Here is an 18,845-nt window from a genome sequence, read left to right on the forward strand (position 1 = left end):
ACCCGATATACCCCAGGCACACCCATGAACACCGCTACCCAGGGTTCCACCAGCAGCGACGCCGCGGAACCGTTCCGCTACGGCTTCCTGAAAGGCAACCCGCAGCTCACGAAGAACGGCGAGCTCAAACATCTGCTGACTATCGAAGGATTGCCGCGGGCAATCGTCAATCACATTCTCGATACCGCCGAGCAGTTCGTCAGCGTCACCGACCGCGAAGTGAAGAAAGTGCCGCTATTGCGCGGCAAGTCGGTGTTCAACCTGTTCTTCGAAAACTCCACACGCACGCGCACGACCTTCGAGATCGCCGCGAAGCGTCTGTCGGCAGACGTGATCAACCTGAACATCAACGCTTCGTCGACGAGCAAGGGCGAGTCGCTTCTCGACACGATCAACAACCTGTCGGCGATGCATGCGGATATGTTCGTCGTGCGCCACGCATCGAGCGGTGCGCCGTATCTGATCGCCGAACATTGCGCACCCCACGTGCACGTGATTAACGCCGGCGACGGCCGCCACGCGCACCCGACGCAGGGCCTGCTCGACATGTACACGATCCGCCACTACAAGCGCGATTTCACGAATCTGTGCGTGGCGATTGTCGGCGACATCCTGCATTCGCGCGTTGCGCGTTCGGATATTCATGCGCTCACTACGCTCGGCGTACCCGAAGTGCGCGCGATCGGCCCGCGCACGTTGCTGCCGGGCGGACTCGAACAGATGGGCGTGCGTGTGTTCCACAATCTCGACGAAGGGTTGAAGGACGTCGACGTGATCATCATGCTGCGTCTGCAGAACGAGCGGATGAGCGGCGCGTTGCTGCCGTCGGCGCAGGAATACTTCAAGAGCTGGGGGCTTACGCCTGAACGGCTCGCGCTTGCGAAGCCCGATGCGATCGTGATGCACCCAGGCCCGATGAATCGCGGCGTCGAGATCGACTCGCAGGTGGCGGACGGGCCGCAATCGGTGATCCTGAATCAGGTGACGTTCGGTATTGCCGTGCGGATGGCGGTGATGGGGATCGTTGCTAGCAATCACGACTAAACGCCCATGTACGGCGAGTGGCAGATCAGACAGACCATGCAGAATAAAGGCAGCGCATGAAGATTCATATTCAGGGTGGCACGCTGATCGATCCGGCGGCCGGCACCGAACAGCAGCAGGACATATTCATTGCGGCGGGCAAGATCGTCGGGCTCGGCAGTGCGCCCGCGGATTTCCATGCAGCGAAAACTATCGATGCGCGCGGGCTGCATATTTCGCCGGGGCTCGTCGACCTGTCGGCGCGGCTGCGCGAACCAGGCTTCGAACACAAGGCGACGCTCGAATCCGAAATGGCCGCGGCGCTTGCGGGTGGCGTGACGACGCTGGCATGCCCACCCGATACCGACCCGGTGCTCGATGAGCCAGGCCTTGTCGAAATGCTGAAGTTTCGCGCGCGCAACCTGAATCAGGCGCATGTGTATCCGCTCGGCGCGCTTACTGTTGGCTTGAAAGGGCAGACCATCACGGAGATGGTCGAGCTGACCGAAGCAGGCTGCATCGGTTTCTCGCAGGCCGATGTGCCGGTGGTCGATACGCAGGTGCTGCTGCGCGCGCTGCAGTATGCGACCACATACGGCTATACCGTGTGGCTACGGCCGCAGGATGCGTACCTCGCGCAGGGTGGCGTTGCGGCAAGCGGCGCGCTGGCGTCACGGCTCGGTTTGTCCGGCGTACCGGTTTCCGCGGAGACGATCGCGCTGCATACGATTTTCGAACTGGTTCGCGTGACGGGTGCGCGTGTGCATCTGTCGCATGTATCGTCGGCCGCGGGTGTGGCGCTCGTGCGCGAAGCGAAGGCCGAGGGTCTGGCGGTCACCTGCGATGTGACCATCAACCACGTGCATCTGATCGACGTCGACATCGGCTACTTCGATGCGCAGTTCCGGCTCGACCCGCCGTTGCGTCAACAGCGCGATCGCGAGGCGATCCGCGCGGGACTCGCGGACGGCACGATCGATGCGATCTGCTCCGACCACACACCCGTCGACGATGACGAGAAATTGCTGCCGTTCGCCGAAGCGACACCGGGGGCGACCGGGCTCGAGCTGTTTTTGTCGCTGACCGTGAAGTGGGCGAACGAAGCGCACGTGCCGCTTGCGAAGGCACTGAACCGGATCACAACTGCGCCAGCGGACGTGCTGAAGCTTGCCGCAGGGCGCATCGGTGTCGGCGCGGCTGCGGACCTGTGCGTGTTCGATCGCGACGCGCACTGGCGCGTCGAACCGCGGGCGCTGAAGAGCCAGGGGCACAACACACCGTTCCTCGGCTACGAACTGTCGGCGCGCGTGCGCGCTACCGTGGTGGCCGGGCATGTGGCGTTCGAGCAGCGTTGATGCTGCACGGGCGCCGCGCTTCAATGGATAGATAGAGAACACGTCACAGCATGAAACTCGCGTTTCGCAAGGCACGACTCGTTGTACATCTACTGGTCGGGATGTTCGTGGTGGCGACGCGTTTTCCGCGCGCATCCGCGGACGAACGGCTCGAGTTGAACCGTGCATGGTCGCTGAAGATGCTGCGGCTCGCGGGCTTGCGGCTCGTTGTGCACAACGACGGCGCGCGGCTCGATCATGGCGCACTGGTGGTCGCGAATCATGTGTCGTGGATCGATATCTACGTGATCAATGCGTGGCGGCCGACACCGTTCGTGTCGAAGGCGGAGATCCGTCAATGGCCGGTGGTGGGGTGGCTGGCGCAACAGCTCGGCACGGTGTTCATCCAGCGCGAGAAGCGCAGCGATGCAAAGCGGATCATGCATGAACTGGCCGATCGACTGAGTTCAGGCGAATTGATGTGCGTGTTTCCGGAAGGCACGACGTCCGATGGCCTCGGGTTGCTGCCGTTTCACGCGAACATGTTTCAGGCGGCGGTACTCGCGTCGGCACCGGTGCAGCCGCTGTGTCTGATGTATGAGGATGCGCAGGGGCGGCAGTCGACTGCGCCTGCGTATATCGACGACCTGACGCTGGCTGATTCGTTGAATGCGTTGCTGCGCGAAGGGCCGTTGACTGCGCATGTTTATGTAGGCGCGCCGCTGGCGGCGGGTGAAGACCGGCGGGTGCTGGCGGGGCAGGCGGAGGCGGCGGTGCGCGGTGCGCTCGAAGCCATGCGCGGCGCGCAGAGTACGCCACTGCTTCCAGTCGAGCACGGCTAGCTGAAGCTAGCTGAGCGGCGGCAACGCCGTTTGTTCGTTCGAGTAAACTACCGGCGATATGAACAGCGGACCGGCCCTCATGAACCGAACTGAAATTGGCGCGCTGATCGCGCAACGCCTCGCGCCTGTCGTAGCGGAGGCACATGAGCAGTGGCTTCGCGCGGCTCCCATCCACTTCTTCGTTGTCGACGACCTGCTGCCCGTCGAACTGGCCAGCGAGATCCGCCGTGCTTTTCCGGATGCATCGAAGATGATGCTTCGCAAGAGCCTGCGTGAATTGAAGTACGTCACGGCGCAGATGAACCAGCACGCGCCGCTGCTCGAAGAAATCATCTTCGCGTTCCAGGAGCCCGCGGTCGTCGAGCTCGTGCAGCAGATCAGCGGCTTACGCTCGCTGTATCCCGACGAGCATCTGTACGCGGGCGGCATCTCGATGATGGGCAACGGTCATTTTCTGAACCCGCATCTGGACAACTCGCATGACAAGGATCGCGCGCGTTACCGCGTGCTGAACCTGCTCTATTACGTTTCGCCCGACTGGCAGGCCGGCAACGGCGGCAATCTCGAGGTGTGGCCCAACGGTACGAAGGCCGAACCGACGACGATCGTGAGCGAGTTCAACCGGCTCGTCGTGATGGTCACTAACCAGCATTCGTGGCACTCCGTTTCGAAGAATCTGACCGACCAGCAGCGTTGCTGCGTGTCGAATTACTACTTCTCCGATCATCCGGTCGGGGATGATGAATACTTTCATCCGACCTCGTTTCGCGGGCGGCCCGACGAACCGGTCAAGGATGTCGTGCTGCAGGCCGACGCGGCCGCGCGTGGCATGGTGCGGCGGTTGTTTCCGAAAGGGGTGAAACAGGCTACGCACGTCTACAAGAAGGACTAGCCTCGCGCGACAGCGAGGATTCGATCATCGCGCGATCGACCCACAGCGAGGGCGATTGCGAACATGGGCCAGAGGAGTAGCGAGTGACTTTTTCTTCCGAACTGACGCCCCGGCGCGCACTGATCACCGGGGCGCGCGGTTTCACTGGCGCGTATGTGCGCGACGAATTGCAGCGCGCGGGATTTGAAGTGGTGGGCACACTTGCCGGCAACGAGACACCGGGTCCGAACGAGTACGTGCTCGACATTACGTCGCTCGACGACTGCAGACGCGTGATCGGCGAAGTACGGCCCACGCATATCGTCCATCTCGCCGCTATCAGCTTCGTTGCACACGATGATGCGCTGGAGATGTACAACGTCAACGTGCTCGGTACGTTGAATCTTTTGCAGGCTTGCGTGGACGTTGGCGTACGGCCGGACAAGATACTGATTGCGAGCAGCGCGAATGTGTATGGCAACGCCGGCGGCGTGATCGACGAGAGCGTGGTTCCCGCGCCCGTTAATCACTATGCGGCGAGCAAGCTGGCGATGGAGCATCTCGTGCGGACGTGGTTCGAACGCCTGCCGATCGTCGTGACGCGGCCGTTCAACTACACGGGGCGGGGGCAGGCACCGCGTTTTCTGGTGCCGAAGATCGTCGAGCATTTCGTGCAGCGTCGGCCTTTTATCGAGCTCGGCAACCTGGATGTGGCGCGCGACTTTTCCGACGTGCGGACGGTGGCGCAAACCTATCGGGCGCTGCTTGAATCGGCGGTGGCGGGGGAAGTTGTCAACGTTTGCAGTGAGCATGCTCGTACGCTGCACGATGTCGTGGACATGGTCCGCGAAGCTTCAGGGCACGACCTGGAGATTCGCGTCAACCCGGCTTTCGTCAGGGATAACGAAGTGAAGTTGCTGGTTGGTTCGGTGGCGCGGTTGCGCAAGCTCGTGCCCGAGGTTCAACCGGTTGATTTTGTCGAGACGATCCGGTGGATGGTTCGTTCGGTCGATCAGACGTAGCGACGGTTGCGGCAACCGCGAGCCGGTTATGTCTACTTCGAAGACGCGTCGGATTCCGAGCGGCAGGCCGAACAATCCACCTGCGTGACCGTGCGTTTGCTGGGGTCTCTTGCCAGTTGCACGGCCGAAAGCCGATTGCCCCACACGCAACCCGAATCGAGGCCGACCAGATTGTCGCGCAGGGTCAGGCCGAGCGCGGCCCAGTGGCCGAATACCATCGTAATGTCGGCCGTCTTGCGCGACGGGACGTCGAACCAGGGCATGTAGCCTTCCGGAGCGGCATCGAGTCCGCCACTCGATGAGAAATCCATCACGCCGTCCTTGTCGCAAAAGCGCAGCCGGGTGAGCGCGCTGCAGGTAATGCGCAGACGCTCGGTGCCTTTCAGATGCTTCGTCCAGCGGTTCGGCTCGTTGCCGTAGAGACCTGCGAGCGTTTCCTTCCAGTCCGGTGCGCGCAGCGCGCGTTGCAGATCGTCGGCGAGTTCTAGCGTTAGCGTCACGTCCCACTGCGGCAGCACGCCGGCGTGGACCAGCAGCATGCCGTGCTCGAAGTGCGCGATCGGACGATGACGGATCCAGTCGAGCAGATCGGCGGCGTCGGGGGCGGCGAGGATGTCGTCGAGCGTGTCGCCTCGTTTCGATTTGCGAATGCCCGCTGAGACCGACAGCAGGTGCAGATCGTGGTTACCTAGCACCGTGACTGCCCGGTCGCCCAGCGCGATTACGGCGCGCAATGTCGCGAGCGATTCGGGGCCGCGGTTGATGAGGTCGCCGGCAAACCATAGTGGTGTGTTGGCGGGGGGGGCGGTTTTTGCGAGGAGTTGCTGGAACTGGGTGTGGCAACCTTGTAGGTCGCCGAAGGCGAGGGGGACGGGGACGGCGAAGTAACGACGGTCATTATGTGGGCGGATCAGTGACGACAGGCATAGTCGTGAGGTAACACATTGACGTGTATGACGACGCTATTATCGCCGACAAGATGCCAGGGCTGTTTGCGATATCAGTGCCGCGCACGAGCGCTGCGTCTAATGACGTTGCGAAGTTTAGCAACGCGCACATTATTACTCATCGTCGCCGGGCAAAGGGTAATTTTGTCAAGTTGTCGCAAGTTGTTACGGGTCTTTTTTTTACCCCACACAGATTTATAATTGAGCCCGATACTTAAGCGCTTGAATGCTTGTTTGTTGTGAACAGTTTCGTATGGCGGGGTCAGGAGTCGAATGATGCGCACGCACTCCAGGCAACCGAACGACATGCTCCGGCTGCATCTATCCCGGATATCTTGAAAGGAATTCCATGATCCTGGTAACGGGCGGCGCCGGTTTTATCGGAGCCAATTTTGTGCTCGACTGGTTGAATACATCGGACGAGCCTGTCGTCAACCTCGACAAACTGACTTACGCCGGTAATTTGAGTACGCTAAAGCCGCGGCAGGGTGATGCGCGACACATCTTCGTGCGAGCTGATATCTGTGATCGGGCAGCACTCGATGCGCTATTCGCCGAGCATAAGCCGCGTGCAGTGCTGCACTTCGCGGCCGAAAGTCATGTCGATCGGTCCATTCACGGTCCGGCCGATTTCGTGCAGACCAACGTGGTCGGCACATTTACGCTGCTTGAAGCCACGCGCGCATACTGGAATACGCTAGGCGACGATGATAAGGCGGCATTTCGCTTCCTGCATGTGTCGACCGATGAGGTGTTCGGTTCGCTGTCGAGCACCGACCCGCAATTCTCGGAAACGACGTCCTATGCGCCGAATAGTCCGTACTCCGCAACTAAAGCGGGTTCCGATCATCTGGTTCGCGCATACCATCACACGTACGGCTTGCCGACACTGACGACGAACTGTTCGAACAACTACGGTCCCTACCAGTTTCCGGAGAAACTGATTCCACTGATCATCGCCAACGCGCTGGGCGGCAAACCTCTACCCGTGTATGGCGATGGTCAGAATGTGCGCGACTGGTTGTATGTCGGCGATCACTGCAGCGCGATCCGCGAGGTTCTTGCGCGCGGCGCATCGGGCGAGACGTACAACGTGGGCGGCTGGAACGAGAAGAAGAATCTTGAAGTCGTGCACACCCTGTGCGACCTGCTCGATGAGCTTCGTCCGAAGGCTGCGGGCTCGTATCGCGATCAGATCACGTATGTGACCGATCGCCCGGGCCACGATCGCCGTTATGCAATCGATGCCCGCAAGCTCGAACGCGAACTCGGCTGGAAGCCAGCTGAAACCTTTGAGACCGGTCTGAAAAAGACAGTGCAGTGGTATCTCGACAATCAGGAGTGGGTCGACGAAGTGGTATCTGGCGACTACCGCAAATGGGTCGAGACGAACTACGCGCAGCGCGCGTAAAGGCAAAGTCATGGCACGTAAGGGCATTATTCTCGCGGGTGGATCGGGCACGCGGCTCTATCCGATTACACATGTCGTCTCGAAGCAGCTGTTACCGGTGTACGACAAGCCGATGATCTACTATCCGCTGTCGACGCTGATGCTCGCGGGCATTCGTGACGTACTCGTTATTTCCACGCCTGAAGACACGCCGCGCTTCCAGGCGATGCTTGGCGATGGCGCGCAATGGGGGATGAACCTGCAATATGCGGTACAGCCTTCTCCCGATGGGCTTGCACAGGCATTCATCATTGGGCGCGAGTTCATCGGTGCCGATCCGTCCGCGCTGATACTCGGCGACAACATTTTTCACGGCCATGATCTGGCGCGACAGCTCGCAGCTGCCAGTGCTACGCACGACTGCGCGACAGTCTTTGCATACCATGTCAACGACCCCGAACGTTACGGCGTCGTGGAGTTCGACGATCAATTCCGTGCGCTTTCCATTGAAGAGAAACCCGCGCGGCCGCGCTCGAACTATGCGGTGACGGGGCTCTACTTCTACGACAACGATGTCTGCGATATTGCAGCAGATATCAAACCTTCTCCGCGCGGAGAGCTCGAGATTACCGATGTCAATTCACGGTACCTGAGTGCGGGCAAGTTGCGTGTCGAGATGATGGGACGCGGCTATGCGTGGCTTGATACCGGAACGCACGATTCGTTGATCGAGGCTGCAACGTTCATTGCAACCTTGCAGAAACGGCAGGGGTTGGTGGTGGCGTGTCCCGAAGAGATCGCGTACCGGCACCGGTGGATCGACGCGGCGCAGGTGGAGCGGCTCGCAGCACCGCTTGCCAAGAATGGCTATGGCAAATATCTCATCAAGCTGCTTTCGGAACCCATTGCATGAAGATCATTGTTACCCCAACGTCGCTACCCGAAGTCAAACTCATCGAGCCCAAAGTCTTTGGGGATGCGCGTGGCTTCTTTTTCGAAAGTTTCAACGCGCGGGAGTTTGCCGAAGGCGTCGGTGAACAGGTGGACTTCGTGCAAGACAATCATTCGCTATCGACACAGAACGTACTGCGAGGATTGCATTATCAGGTTGAACGACCGCAAGGAAAGCTCGTGCGAGTGGTGGCTGGCGAGGTGTTCGATGTCGCGGTCGACATCAGGGCAAGTTCGCCAAACTTCGGCAAATGGACCGGTGTGCGACTAAGCGCCGAGAACAAGCGACAGCTGTGGATTCCAGCAGGATTTGCGCACGGGTTCCTCGTATTGTCCGAGCGCGCGGAGTTCCTCTATAAAACGACGGACTACTGGCTCCCGGAGTACGAGCGCTGCCTCGTGTGGAATGACGCGCAGGTAGGTATCGAATGGCCCATCGACGGTGAGCCGGTGTTAGCGGCAAAAGACGCAGCGGGTAAGACGCTTGCAGAAGCCGAACACTATGCTTGAAGAGACGACGTCGATGCGTGAGGAACGGGTTATCTTGCTCACAGGCTCGACGGGCCAGGTTGGCTTTGAACTGGTCCGTAGTTTGCAGGGATTGGGGAAAGTCGTTGTGACTGGCCGCAACAGCCTGAATCTTGCTGATACAGCGCAGATTCGCGACACCGTGCGGACACTCAAGCCGGCGCTGATCGTGAACCCCGCGGCGTACACTGAAGTCGACAAAGCCGAGGCCGACGTGGTGTCGGCAACGCAGCTTAATGTCGATGCCCCCGCGTGCTGGCTGAGGAAGCAAAGCGCCTGGGCGCCGCGCTTGTGCATTATTCGACTGACTACGTTTTCGATGGAACGAAGACCACGGCCTATGTCGAACAGGACGAGGCAAATCCGCAGAACGTTTATGGACGCACCAAGCGTGCGGGCGAACAGGCGATCATCGAGTCCGGCTGCGCGCATCTGATCTTTCGCACCAGTTGGGTGTATGGGACGCGCGGCAAGAACTTTCTGCTAACCATGCTGCGCCTCGGCGCGCAGCGTAGCGAGTTGAGCGTGGTGGACGATCAATATGGTGCTCCGACATGGGCTAACACCATTGCCGCGCTGACTTCGAACGTGCTTGCACAGGCGGTAAGAGGAAGTGCAGCGGATTGGGATAACTGGTGGTCGTCATACTCGGGCATCTATCACCTGACAGCATCGGGCGAGACAAGTTGGCATCAGTTCGCGCAGGCCATTTTCGAACTGTCCGATCTGGCGACGAAACCGCTAGTCAAACCGATTCCTGCCGCTTCCTATCCCACGGCAGCCATAAGGCCGGCCAATTCCCGCCTTTCGAACGACAAGCTCGCCGACGTATTCGGAGTTCGCGCGCCGGATTGGCGCGACGCGTTGCGCCTTTGCATGGCAACGCGGTGACGCGTGAGCAGGTGCGCGAAGGCGCGTCACCTATTCAAAACTGATGCAGGAGTATGAAGATGCCGGGTCGCGAGCGTGTTCGTGTGATAGCACGAGAGACATTGTCGAGTGAACGACGACGGTTGGAAAAGCTGACTTTCGAATACGATCGCAGCGACGGCAGCACGCAGCAGCTCACCAATGAGATCTACCACATAGACGATGGGGCCGCAGGGCTGCTCTATGACGTTGAGCGCCGTACCGTTGTGCTTGTGCGGCAGTTCCGTTTGCCCGCGTACCTGCAAGGGGCGAGTGGATTCACGCTCGAAGCGGCAGCTGGTTTTCTCGACGGTGTTTCGCCGGAAGAGCGTGTGCGCGAGGAGATCATGGAGGAGGCCGGATATCGTGTGGCTTCGGCGAAGAAGGTGTTCGAGGCGTTGATGGTGCCGGGTTGTATGACCCACACGGTGCATTGTTTCGTTGCACCGTATACGCCGGCGGACAGGATTGCAGCGGGTGGCGGACTACTGGAAGAGGGCGAAGATATTTCCGTGATCGAACTATCAATCGACGATGCGTTGACGATGATCGAGAGCGGTGAGATTGTTGATGCCAAGACGATCATGTTGTTGCAGTACGCGCAGCTGCGTCTTTTTGGCAAGTCTTGATTGTGCGGTCATCCGGTCGGAAGCATCAATTGCACGGGCTGATTTTGCTCGCGCTCGCGCTGGCAGACTTTACGTAGTAGCTACACGAACGTCCCGGTCCGGGTCAACCCCGACGCGTTGACAATGCCATATATGTGCGGGATACTCCCCGGGCGATAAATTTGGGATGCCTTTTCTTTCAGAATGCCTCCGCTTCAAACCTTTGGGTCAGTTCGTAGAAGTAGCAGTAGCGGGCTTGCTGCGCCCGCAGCAACGAACGACAAGCGAAGGAGCGCAGTCGCCAACTGCAGCAGGTCAGGGCGGGCGGCACGTCAATGCGTGGCACACGCCATGCTCTGTTTGCTCCATTCAAAGTTGAACAACACAGCCTGGCAGGCTGATCTTTCGAGTTCTCGAGTGTGAAGTATTTGATCGCGTTAAATGACGTCCGTGATGGTATCCGTAGCCGCGAACTGTGGCTCGCCCTTGGCATGCAGGACATTCGCCAGCGCTATCGCCGCTCGATGCTGGGGCCGTTCTGGCTGACCATTAGCATGGGCGTCATGATCGGCGCTATGGGGCCGTTGTACGGAGCGCTGTTCGGATATAGCGCTGCGGTCTTCATTCCCCACCTTGCGCTTGGGTTGATCTTTTGGGGTTTCATTGCTGGGCAGATCAGCGACTTCGGAGAGGCGTTCTCGAATTCGACGAATTATCTGCGGCAAATGAAGCTGCCGCTTTCCATGTTCGTGCTTCGGGTGATGTGTCGACACTCGATCATCCTTGCGCACAATATTCTCGTCTTTGTCGTGGTCTGGGCAATTTTGCCGGTCCATCTGAATGCGAACCTGCTGGTTCTGCCATTCGCGGTACTTCTTGTGCTGGCCAATATCTTCTGGATCGGCGTCATCACCAGTATCTTTTGTACGCGGTACCGCGACATGCAACCGGTGATCGGTAACCTGGTGCAGGTTATGTTCTTCGTCACACCGATTATCTGGAGGGCGGAACAGCTCTCCCCCGCGCGGCAACACCTGATTCACCTCAATCCGTTCTTCTATCTTCTGGAACTCTTGCGGGAGCCGTTGCTTGGCATGATGCCGGCGCCTGCAATCTGGCTTCGCGCCGCGGGGATGGCAGTGGTTGGAATTGCGGTGGCGCTGTATATGCTCGGCAAGCTCCGGCATCGCGTTACATATTGGCTTTGACGGAGCGTTCGAATGCATATTTCTCTTGAGAACGTGACCGTACGGTTTCCCATTTACGATGCGAAGCAGCGATCGTTCAAGCGTGCGGTGATGGCGGCCGCGACGGGCGGTCAATTTGTTGGCAAGTCTGGGCACACCGTCGTAGAGGCGCTGCACGATATCAATCTGGAGATTGCCGAGGGCGATCGGATAGCGTTGCTTGGCGATAACGGGGCGGGCAAAACGACCTTGCTGCGTGTGCTAGCAGGGGTGTACCACCCTGATGAAGGTTCCGTTCGCGTGCAGGGCCGCGTGACCAGTTTGCTGGATTCGATGCTGGGTATGGATCTCGAGTCCACCGGCTACGAAAACATGTATCTGCGCGGACTCTTCCTTGGTCTCAAGGCTAAGCAGATTGCAGCGCTAGCGGACGAGATTGCGGAGTTTAGCGAGCTTGGCGATTTTCTGAATGTGCCGGTGCGCACGTATTCGTCCGGGATGACGCTGCGTCTGGCGTTTTCGATTTCTACGATCATCAAGCCCGAAGTCTTGCTGATGGATGAGTGGATGAGCGTCGGTGATGAACACTTTAAGCACAAGGCGGAGCAACGTCTTGAGCAGTTCATTAGCGATGCTGGAATCCTCGTGATTGCGACGCATGACTCTGGGTTGGCGGATCGTCTTGCGACTCGGCGCGTCACGATGGCGCATGGAAGGATTGCTGCGGTTGAGTGATGCTGGTGTTGCCTTGGTTGCGGCGAATGCACTCATGTTTTGCAGATTACGCTTGGTGAATCGTCTGATTGATTTTAGCCGCTGCCATTGCTTGCTATGTGAGTCCGCCGCATCACCTGTGCGGCGGATATCTAAACCGGGTTGAACCTTATCCCCCGGCCGCCCATACAATTCTTAAGACCTGTCACATTCAATTAATTTCAGGATACTCATACGGTACCTGTCCTGCTCGAAGAGACTTCTGATCTGCTGCCCGAAATGAGATGCCTCAATTGTGGCTCTATCTTATTCATTAGAGTTGATCCAATATAATAAGAAATCGATACAATTAAAACGATGCAAATGATCAAAACATTCCCATTTCGAATCGATGCTTCCGAAGACAACCAGTAGAGAAGAGGCGGATGTAGCAGGTACAAGGGATATGACATATCACCGAGCCATTTTATACATTTATTTATTTTATCGTTCTTGATGTGAATTTCATTCGATAGATAAACAAGCGCAGCTGTAGCTGCAACTGTGACCGATGCGAGTGGCAGATGATCACCCATATCAAACATTATTACTGGCAGAATCAGCATGAGCGCGAAATTGATTTTCGTCGGCGCTCTGTAAAATGAAAATCCCGTCATCCATGCCCATGCAAGGAGGAGGAAATCCAAGCCAAGCGGCATATGTGAATCACCGACCAAATAGCCCTTTGATCTCATATAGATCATCAAAGCGGCGAAAGACAATCCGATCAGAACGGATGTCCATTTGACGCTGTATCGAATTAGTACTATGGCGAGCATGTAGCACCACCATTCGACAGAGAGCGACCAGACAGCGCCGTCACCGCTTACCGACTGAGTGAGCGTCCCCTGCATCATAAAGACGTTGCTGAGAATTGTTTGCCAGTTGCTTAGTACTATCACTTGACCCAGAGGAAGGTGCAGCGGGTGTGGCAGCAGGACAATTGTTGAAAATAAAAGCGCAACGATGTAAGTCGGATATATGCGTCGCACTCGGCGCCAGAAATAGCCGCTGGGTTTCGATATAAGGCTCGCGGCGATGCTGTATCCACTGATCATGAAGAATCCGAATACTGCGGGGTATCCGGTATTCCCTACATGCCTCCACAAGAAATATCCGGGGGCCACGATACCAGAATGCGTTATAACGACGCACAAGGCTAATACAAAGCGTAGTCCAGCGAGGACAGTCCACTGTGAGTTGGGTTTATTTGGGGGTATCAATTGCATCCTCGTAAAATTTCATGCGTCTTCTGAGATGTAGATCTCTCTGCCGAACCGTAGCACGAAACGTGTTCCACGCGAACCCTCATCTCATGCGCGCTGTGCTATTTGCCGAGCAGTCGCCACACGACGAACCAGCGTGCTGTGAAGCCTTGGTTCTCCGTGGGCGCGCCTCATGTTGCGTTTGAGTGTACGTAATCTGGGGTTATCTTTTTGCAATCCCTATCGGTGCGCTGGAAGTGGTGTTGCATCAGCAAAAAAATAGCCGCACGCGGGCTGTGTCGCGGTTGCCGCAGTTTTTCTCTCGATCTCGTCGTGTGTAACGGTGAAATTAATCAGACAAATTCAATCAACCGGAAATTCATCTACGTAGCCGCTTCGGTTGGAAACATCTACAGGTACGCAGTCAATGCGGCGACCGGATCCTTAATGCCCCGGATAAGTGCGCTTGCAGCAGGCTCTGCTAGTGCGACCACGGCTAACCCCCATAGGCAGGACCGTCTATGCGGCGAGTAGCATTACCATCGGCTATCCAGGTTCCGGCAATGACGGTATCTCCGCCTGGTCGATCGATCAGACAACGGGCGCATTCACCCCAATCGAGACTATCGGAAAAGGTATCGGGTACACCAGCATCGAGGTCAACGCTGCTGGGACACTCGTACACGCTGGGACCTTCGATCTGGTCCAAGGTGGAATCAATACCTACGCCGTCGATTCGATAAGCGGCGCACTTGGGCCCGTCGCCGGTAACCCCTTGCAGGGGGCGTATCTTACGAGACTGCTTCGATCTCAATGTAGGGATCGTTCATGTACGTTGTAGCCGTCGCTGACATGGTGGGCTACACCCTAAACAAGAGCGCTGGCGCCCTGGCGGCCGGTCCCCGGGAGTCCTTTTGCGCAAGTGTCGTGGCCAGTGGTGGGAACCGCGACGCTCAATATGTACGAACGCTAAACACGGAATTGTCGTAGTGTCGCGACCTTCTCGACGTGGATGACTCAAGTATGGAGATCGCGCATAACTGCCGGGTGATGGACAGCGGTTGCGCGCAACCGGTGTAGGATTGTTGCGGTGATAGAGGACTTTCGATCTAAGCGGTACCAGCCCTATAATGAGCGCTTGTCCAATTTCACATTTGTGCCATGCGCGGAACGCTGTCTGGTTCGCTGGCGATACTGGTTTATTGTGGCCATCATCAACATCAACACCGGCAGCGAGAGTCGATATCTTGTCGCGCAGACACGCCGTGTTTGATGGGCGATCGCATAGTTGGCTGTCTTGGTGCGCTACATTCCATCACACGGGCTTCGCCTGCTGGGCCGCACCAATAGGTTCTGCCGCAGGAAGGCATGGCTAGTACGAAGCACAGTAAGCTGATAGGTGCCGAGCTGTACGTTTCGTCCGGACTACAATTCGCTCGCCAGCTGGGACAACATGCTCGTCGATGCTCAGACATTACCGTTGCCTAACAGTCATAGGGAATAGCAAAGACCGGAGCCAGTCTTGATGTTATATATGTTGTGTGAGATTGAAAATGGGATTGAAGGTGTGCAAAAGACTATCTAGAGCCTGTTGAAAAGAGCGCTGTGGTGAAGAGCCGCAGATAGTTCGAATGGAAAATTGATGTTCCGCTGGAAGGCTAATAGCCAATATTAAGTGAGCGAAAATGACTGCTGGCGAAGATTTATATGAGTAGAGGTTATAAAAATTTGCCCTCACTGACTGGAGGGCGCGGAGTTGCAGCTCTGTTAGTTGCCGTTCACCACGGTTGCTTGACTTGGGGTGGTGCACTAGTGCCCATCGGCAACGTCGGCTGGCTTGGGGTCACGTATTTCTTTATATTATCGGGTTTCGTATTGACGTGGGCATTTTCTCCCGATAGATCCTATCGAGAATTTATTTTATACCGCATTGCACGAATCTACCCGCTGCATCTCGTTACCTTGTTGGTTTCACTCGCGTTCTTTGCAATATTTGGCCATGCATTAGGGGGCTATATAGGGACCCGAGTCGGCACGGTTACTCAATTTTTCCTGATTCATGATTTTGTGCCGGGGCACCCCGAGATAAGGCAGTCATGGAACGGAGTTTCGTGGTCGTTAAGTGCAGAGTTTTTCTTTTATCTATTGGCTCCATGGTTTATATCGAGGCTGAATCGTATAAAAGAAGAGAATTTAATCAGAATCGGGCAAGCGCTATATTTCCTGCATTTGACGATTGGTGTTGTTGCGAGTAGCTTTCAGTTCCCGCAGGTGCTGGATTTTATGCAATATCATCCCATTGCATACATGCCAACCTTCATTTATGGGATTGTTGCGGCTATCTTTATTCAAAGAGGGTTTGAGTTTTCACCAAACACTGGTACAAAATTGATGTTGTTTGTTCCAATCTTCTTCTATGTTTACCATAACGAAGTGCGTAACGCCATTGTGATGATTGATTTGTGCACCCCCGCATTTCTGGCAATTATCATTGGAGGTGCGACAGATGATTTGAAGGGGAAGCGGACCATTTTGAGTCATGGCCTGATAGAGAAGATCGGAGAAGCGTCCTTTTCACTGTATATGACGCACGCGTTGCTTCTGGGTGTCATGGCCGCGGTATTCCATAAATTTGGAATGGAATCTCATCCGTCGTTGAAAATATTGATTTTCTTGATTTGTAGCCTGCTGTTGTCCCGTTTGGTTTATCTGTGGGTGGAGCTTCCGTCACGTAAATGGTTTCTCGTTGTGGTTGGTCTAGGTCGCTCGAAGAAACAGGTACTCTATAGTGCCAAATGAGTTTCTGCTAACGCGACAGGGAGCCGGAGGAGAATTTACCAGCGCGATCTTGCGGGAGCGCCGTTTGTGCACGACAGTAACATCGCCGTCGTACGTGCGAAGAGCGTGTCTAGGGCGAGAAAAGCCAACGGCGGCCGGATTTTCCGTGCATCGCGCTGGCCCCCTCATCAATGATTGACGCGGTACACCCACTTATCATGCGCTTGCGCATCCATCTGAATAGTCGGCTAGTCCTCGAGTGTCGAGGTTCTAGACCGACCGTGCCGAGCGAGTGCGCATCTCAGGGCGCGCAATTGACGCAGAGTCAAGCCTGATTACGCCCCGTCGATAAGAGGAGGTAAGGATGACATCTGCTGCGTCACATAACGACTCACCCTATCGCACAACTCCTTTCTGTCGTTTGACACGAACAATATGGGGGCACGTTGAGTTGTGATGTCCAACAATGAAAGATCCACTCCGTGGAGGACAGCCATATACTGACCGTTTGCCTCGTGAATATCGTAGCCCCATAATTCGCCCCCACCAACGATTGCAAGAGCTTTATAGTATAAATTGCGTGCCTTCGCGGTAGGTTGAAGCACAAATTTACTTTGATCAGCACCGTCCAGGCTTGAGCCTGAAATTCCTATATATTCAGCAATGCTCCGCCCGTGATGAATAGGATCGGAGATTAATTCTTCGTACGATATTTTGTATGGAGAGAGTCCGTTCTTGTTGAAAAAATCAAGAAAGAATTTCTCCGCATTCAAAAGAAAATTGATTTTATCTAAAATGGAATCCCTGGATATGTAGTGAAACGTCTCGTCATGTCGCGAATTGGAGAAATTGTGCCAAACGCCGGTCTCTATCGATATTTGATAAGAGATTGCTTGAGCGAGGATATCATTCCTCCAGATATATATATGTCGCCAGTTTTTGACGGAAGCGAAAAACTCGGGTTCCTCCTGAAAGCGCTCTGATTCAATTTCAACTCCAAATGCCCCATTCTCCGAATGTAATCTGGACATGAGGAAATCTTCATATGAAGAGGAAATATCCGAGAATGCAAGAGAAAAAGTTCTCAACACATCTGGGACAAAATGCTCTCCAGGAAACCCTAGCTTACCCGTGCCAGCCAGAATTTCGGTAAGCAACGTAGATCCCGAGCGTGGGATCATGAAAATGCAATATTTTAAAGATGCATTTTTCTCGTTCTTTAAAATAAACTCGATTAATTCCTTGGGGGAGCGCCGGAATTGCGATTTTATATATTCGATTGGCAGAGTCCATTCCTTTTCGAACAAGGCGACTCTTTCGGTTACTTCGACCTCAGGTGGCGAAATTTCACGAGGCACAAAAGTAGTGTTCGAGTAAAAATCAATGATCTCACGTTCGTCGAAACCGGAGGCGTGATCATCGTATCTAAGTTCCGGATTTCCAGTCGCTTCATTACATCTAATAATCGTATATTGAATAAAGCTTCGACATGAGACGGTTTGATTTTCCTTTTTAGTGTTTATCGAAAAATCAATAAAACCTGCAGTGCTTAATCTCAGGAACGCTGAGTATCTAGGGTTCGCTGCAGGTTCCGATATACTCTCCTCCCAGAGTCGTTTCCCATTTGCACAGACCGTGACGACGTATTCCCCTTCAAATGTCGTGGGGGTAAACGAGATTGCTACGAAGTAAGTGCCAGGCGATGAAATGAGAACCCGAGCAGCCATTGTTTCAAACGCGTGAGAAACCAGCACTGTTCGATGAGGTGGGATTGGGACAAGCTCGTAGGTAGTAAGCGCGCTCCCGAAGCTAGTAGCCGCAAATCCGGTTCCGTCTTGAGGGCGGCTGGCCAGGTGTGGAGCGTACCAGCGCTTGATCCCTTGCTCAGTAAATGTATATTTTCGAAGAGGGGAAAAGAAATAATCCCCAACTTTTTCACCATATTGAGTTAAAAAGGTATCACTCGCATATGGAGGAAGCTTCGATATTTGATTTTCCATTTCGCTTAAAGATGAGCTTCAATTTAACAAAAATCGATCTGCAATTAGCAGAGGCCTCAGGGTCCGGATGCGATCCCAGCTTTTAGCTGGAACCGCCAAAGTGGACGTGTCATCGATTGCGTCTTGAGTATCTTCGCGAAGTATGCCTCATCCGGAGTCCGACCTACAAAATGCAGTAAGAACCTGATCAGATGCGCGGGGCACGATCGCAGATCGGGGGCAAAAACACCCCTCATCAATCGTACTTGATCGATGAGCTGGAGCCGTGCTTGTCCTCGTGTCGTAACATTTCAGCTCGTTACGAAGGAGCAGTCCACTACGCTAATCGAGCGCCATGACATGTTTGCCGCCACTGCATACGATTTCGGCAGGAAGTCGACGAGAGGTGTGTCATGGCTTTCCTAAAGCTTCCTCTGAGGTCGTTGAATGGATACGATTAATGAAAACGTAACCTGGCCGTTCGCCGGTCAATCAGCAAGTAGGTCCGGCACTGCTGC

The 18,845-nt window shown here is 55.7% G+C and carries 15 protein-coding genes and 1 pseudogene; 13 read left to right on the forward strand and 3 right to left on the reverse strand.

Annotation, left to right across the window (positions count from 1 at the left end; genetic code table 11):
• Positions 1–24: 24 nt before the first annotated feature.
• The 5 genes from FNZ07_RS18090 (at position 25) to FNZ07_RS18110 (ending at position 5,092) form a co-directional block, all read left to right on the forward strand.
• On the forward strand, positions 25–1,044 hold the full coding sequence (locus tag FNZ07_RS18090) for an aspartate carbamoyltransferase catalytic subunit (RefSeq protein ID WP_091010652.1): 1,020 nt from the start codon (positions 25–27) through the stop codon (positions 1,042–1,044).
• 56 nt (positions 1,045–1,100) lie between these two features.
• On the forward strand, positions 1,101–2,378 hold the full coding sequence (locus FNZ07_RS18095; protein WP_091010654.1) for a dihydroorotase: 1,278 nt from the start codon (positions 1,101–1,103) through the stop codon (positions 2,376–2,378).
• A 50-nt stretch (positions 2,379–2,428) separates the two neighbouring features.
• Positions 2,429–3,199 (forward strand): lysophospholipid acyltransferase family protein, encoded by a 771-nt coding sequence (locus FNZ07_RS18100; RefSeq protein WP_091010657.1) that lies wholly within the window; start codon positions 2,429–2,431, stop codon positions 3,197–3,199.
• Positions 3,200–3,278: 79 nt separating this feature from the next.
• Positions 3,279–4,091: a 2OG-Fe(II) oxygenase gene (locus tag FNZ07_RS18105; RefSeq protein WP_091010932.1), complete on the forward strand. Its 813-nt coding sequence runs from the start codon at positions 3,279–3,281 to the stop codon at positions 4,089–4,091.
• Positions 4,092–4,174: 83 nt separating this feature from the next.
• Positions 4,175–5,092: an NAD-dependent epimerase/dehydratase family protein gene (locus FNZ07_RS18110; RefSeq protein WP_091010659.1), complete on the forward strand. Its 918-nt coding sequence runs from the start codon at positions 4,175–4,177 to the stop codon at positions 5,090–5,092.
• 32 nt (positions 5,093–5,124) lie between these two features.
• Here FNZ07_RS18110 and FNZ07_RS18115 read toward each other — a convergent pair whose 3' ends face one another.
• Positions 5,125–6,003 (reverse strand): symmetrical bis(5'-nucleosyl)-tetraphosphatase, encoded by an 879-nt coding sequence (locus FNZ07_RS18115; protein WP_144269477.1) that lies wholly within the window; start codon positions 6,001–6,003, stop codon positions 5,125–5,127.
• Between the two features lie 385 nt (positions 6,004–6,388).
• Between FNZ07_RS18115 and rfbB the strand changes: the two genes are divergently transcribed.
• The 7 genes and pseudogenes from rfbB (at position 6,389) to FNZ07_RS18150 (ending at position 12,347) form a co-directional block, all read left to right on the forward strand.
• The gene (gene rfbB, locus FNZ07_RS18120) at positions 6,389–7,450 is read left to right on the forward strand and encodes a dTDP-glucose 4,6-dehydratase (RefSeq protein ID WP_091010664.1); all 1,062 of its coding nucleotides are present in this window, start codon (positions 6,389–6,391) and stop codon (positions 7,448–7,450) included.
• Between the two features lie 10 nt (positions 7,451–7,460).
• Positions 7,461–8,342: a glucose-1-phosphate thymidylyltransferase RfbA gene (rfbA, locus tag FNZ07_RS18125; RefSeq protein ID WP_091010666.1), complete on the forward strand. Its 882-nt coding sequence runs from the start codon at positions 7,461–7,463 to the stop codon at positions 8,340–8,342.
• Positions 8,339–8,890 carry a dTDP-4-dehydrorhamnose 3,5-epimerase gene (gene rfbC / locus FNZ07_RS18130; protein WP_091010668.1) on the forward strand — a complete coding sequence of 184 codons (552 nt, stop codon included), beginning with the start codon at positions 8,339–8,341 and terminating at the stop codon, positions 8,888–8,890. Before rfbA ends, rfbC begins: the two co-directional genes overlap by 4 nt.
• 13 nt (positions 8,891–8,903) lie before the next feature.
• Positions 8,904–9,799: pseudogene (gene rfbD, locus FNZ07_RS18135) on the forward strand (dTDP-4-dehydrorhamnose reductase).
• Between the two features lie 122 nt (positions 9,800–9,921).
• Complete coding sequence (locus tag FNZ07_RS18140; RefSeq protein ID WP_245811427.1) at positions 9,922–10,446, forward strand: NUDIX hydrolase; 525 nt, start codon at positions 9,922–9,924, stop codon at positions 10,444–10,446.
• A gap of 398 nt (positions 10,447–10,844) precedes the next feature.
• Positions 10,845–11,633: an ABC transporter permease gene (locus tag FNZ07_RS18145; protein ID WP_091010672.1), complete on the forward strand. Its 789-nt coding sequence runs from the start codon at positions 10,845–10,847 to the stop codon at positions 11,631–11,633.
• 12 nt (positions 11,634–11,645) lie between these two features.
• Positions 11,646–12,347 (forward strand): ABC transporter ATP-binding protein, encoded by a 702-nt coding sequence (locus FNZ07_RS18150; RefSeq protein WP_091010674.1) that lies wholly within the window; start codon positions 11,646–11,648, stop codon positions 12,345–12,347.
• Between the two features lie 209 nt (positions 12,348–12,556).
• Here the strand turns inward: FNZ07_RS18150 and FNZ07_RS18155 are convergent, their stop codons facing one another.
• Positions 12,557–13,594 carry an acyltransferase family protein gene (locus FNZ07_RS18155; protein ID WP_091010676.1) on the reverse strand — a complete coding sequence of 346 codons (1,038 nt, stop codon included), beginning with the start codon at positions 13,592–13,594 and terminating at the stop codon, positions 12,557–12,559.
• Between the two features lie 1,683 nt (positions 13,595–15,277).
• On the opposite strand from FNZ07_RS18155, the gene FNZ07_RS18160 reads away from it, so the two are divergent.
• Positions 15,278–16,369, forward strand: coding sequence for an acyltransferase family protein (locus FNZ07_RS18160; RefSeq protein ID WP_091010679.1), 1,092 nt, complete (start codon positions 15,278–15,280; stop codon positions 16,367–16,369).
• Positions 16,370–16,683: 314 nt separating this feature from the next.
• Here the strand turns inward: FNZ07_RS18160 and FNZ07_RS18165 are convergent, their stop codons facing one another.
• Entirely contained in the window at positions 16,684–18,348 is a 1,665-nt protein-coding gene (locus FNZ07_RS18165) for a Stf0 family sulfotransferase (protein ID WP_091010681.1), read from the reverse strand.
• Positions 18,349–18,845 lie beyond the last annotated feature (497 nt).

Origin of the sequence: Paraburkholderia megapolitana, assembly GCF_007556815.1 — a bacterium.
GTDB lineage: Bacteria > Pseudomonadota > Gammaproteobacteria > Burkholderiales > Burkholderiaceae > Paraburkholderia > Paraburkholderia megapolitana.